This is a genomic window from Syntrophaceticus schinkii (assembly GCF_000946815.1).
In the GTDB taxonomy this organism is placed as follows: Bacteria; Bacillota; DSM-12270; order Thermacetogeniales; family Thermacetogeniaceae; genus Syntrophaceticus; species Syntrophaceticus schinkii.
The window spans coordinates 1-2,350 of the sequence record NZ_CDRZ01000012.1 but is presented as its reverse complement, the minus strand read 5'-3'; the positions used below and the strand labels follow the sequence as shown (position 1 = coordinate 2,350).

Sequence of the window (2,350 nt, the reverse complement as noted above, 5' to 3'; positions counted from 1 at the left end):
TGTGGGTCTGTGCATCCTTAGGTGTGGCCACTCATTGGTGAGGGAGGGATGAGGGGTGCCTGTCTACCGTCTTCAATACGCTAAACAAGATAGAGCACGTTTTCTTTCCCACCGCGAGTTGATGACAGCAATGCAGCGGGCCTTACGGCGGGCTTCTTTCCCACTTACTTATACAAGGGGGTATAATACGCGCCCGAAGTTTTCTTTTGGCCCCCCTTTAGGAGTGGGTGTGGCGGGATTGCGGGAGTATATGGATCTGGAATTAGAGGAAACTATCACTACTTTAGAGGACGATCTTGAAAGTCTGAATCGCCAGCTGCAGCCAGGTATCAGGGCACACCGCTTGATCCTGGTTCCGCCTGGTGATGTAGGGTTGGGGAAGTTGATCAACTGCGCTCGCTATATTGTGAATCTTTCTCCGCATCATTGTAATGCTGATGGGGAGCAACTGTTAAACAATATTAAAAGCGAGGAATCCTGGTGTTATGAGAGACCTCATGATGGCAAGGTCTTTGATGTGTCAGCAGCGATCATCAAAAGCGGTGTTTGTGATGAGGGTGGGCGGTTATTCCTGGAGTTTTTGATGAAAGTGGGTAAAGGAGAGGTTCCTGTGAGCGGTCTTTTAGATCTGATCACAAAATCGGGAACCGAATCTCTGCTGCTTTCCCATGTCACCCGCACCGGGCTTTACCGCCTGGAGGGCAACCGCTTGCTTGATCCGTTGGGAAAGACAGAAGAATTTAATTGAAGGTTGAGGGGAAATGCAGAAAGAAATATATATTCATGTTACAAAGGAAGAAACGAAAGCTGCTGTATTAGAGGACCGGAAACTGGTAGAGGTTTACCTTGATCGTTCTTTTCAAAGGCGTTTAGCCGGGAACATTTATAAAGGAAGGGTAGCCAATGTACTGCCGGGGATGCAGGCGGCTTTCGTCAATATCGGGTTAGAAAGGAACGCCTTTTTATATGTGGAGGATGCGCGGCCGAACAGCGGCAGGTCACTGCCTATTCAGAATACTGTCCATGAGGGGCAAGAGATTCTTGTTCAGGTAGTCAAGGAACCCTTCGGGACCAAGGGCGCGCGGGTGACGACACATTTAACATTTCCGGGGCGCTATGTTGTTTTTATGCCGGAATTCAATGCTGTTGGGGTTTCCCGACGGATCAGGTCCGAGCGGGAGCGTGACCGCTTAAAGAAAATAGCCGAAGAGGTCTGTGTCCCGGGCCGTGGCTTGATTGTACGCACTGCTGCTGAGGGGACCGCAGCAGAAGAACTGGAACAGGATGTGCAGGAACAGTATCGTCTTTGGAAGGTGGTTCAGAAGAAGGCTGTACACAAAAGTGCACCTGCTGTGATCCACCGGGAATTGGAACTGGTATCCTGGGTTTTGCGAGATCTGTTCGGGGAAGATGTCGACCGCTTGACAACCAATGACCAGGATACCTATGAAAAGATTTTAGAGCTAGTCCAGGCATATGCACCTCATTATAGCAGCAGAGTTTTTCTTACTACATCAGATTTTGATGACTATGAGCTCGACCAGGAAATCAACAAGGCCTTGCGTCCTAAGGTCTGGCTCAAGAGTGGGGGCTACCTTGTTATCGATGAAGCTGAGGCACTTACCGTGATCGATGTCAATACAGGAAAATACACCGGGACAAAGAATTTTGCTGAGACGATCTTTCGCACCAATATAGAGGCTATTCAGGAGATCGTGCGCCAGATCCGGCTGCGAAATTTAGGCGGCATCATCGTTATCGATTTTATTGATATGGAACTCCAGGAGCACCGCAGCGAGGTAACACGGCAGCTGGAGGAGGAACTGACAAAAGACAAGACCAGGACATGTGTGCTTGGCCTTACCCAATTGGGTTTGGTAGAGCTTACCAGAAAAAAGGTGCGTCCGAGTCTGAGCAGTTTGCTGCAGCGCCCCTGCCCCTACTGTGAAGGAACAGGAAGGGTGCTCTCTGAAGAAACAGTGAGCATGCAGGCCTGCCAGGAGATCAGGTTCCTGGCTGAACAGGAGCGGGATACAGAGGGAATTCTAGTGGAGATGCATCCCACTGTGGCTGCCTTCCTCATCGGTGGAGGGGGCAGTCATCTGCGGGAACTGGAGGATGAGATCGGCAAGAAGATCGTTATCAAGGGGAGTGACTCCTCTCACCTGGAGGATGTGCAGGTAAAGGCCCTCCATAGCAGGGAAGAGATTGCTGCCCTGTCAGCACCTGTCCAAGGCCGGGGAGAGTCCGTGGAGGTGGAGGTGGAAGAGGCGACTAGCCGACAAACCCAAAAGACGGGATCGCCCGCATTCAGGGCTATATTATCGATATTGAGGATGGCAGCGGACTG

2 protein-coding genes are annotated in these 2,350 nt (G+C 50.9%); both read left to right on the top strand.

The window, feature by feature from the left end; all coding sequences use genetic code 11:
- Positions 1–55 precede the first annotated feature (55 nt).
- On the top strand, positions 56–748 hold the full coding sequence (locus tag SSCH_RS15975) for a TIGR03936 family radical SAM-associated protein (RefSeq protein ID WP_052835173.1): 693 nt from the start codon (positions 56–58) through the stop codon (positions 746–748).
- Positions 749–761: 13 nt separating this feature from the next.
- Positions 762–2,350 (top strand): Rne/Rng family ribonuclease (locus SSCH_RS01125; protein WP_052835172.1); only part of this gene is annotated, 1,589 nt, incomplete at its 3' end.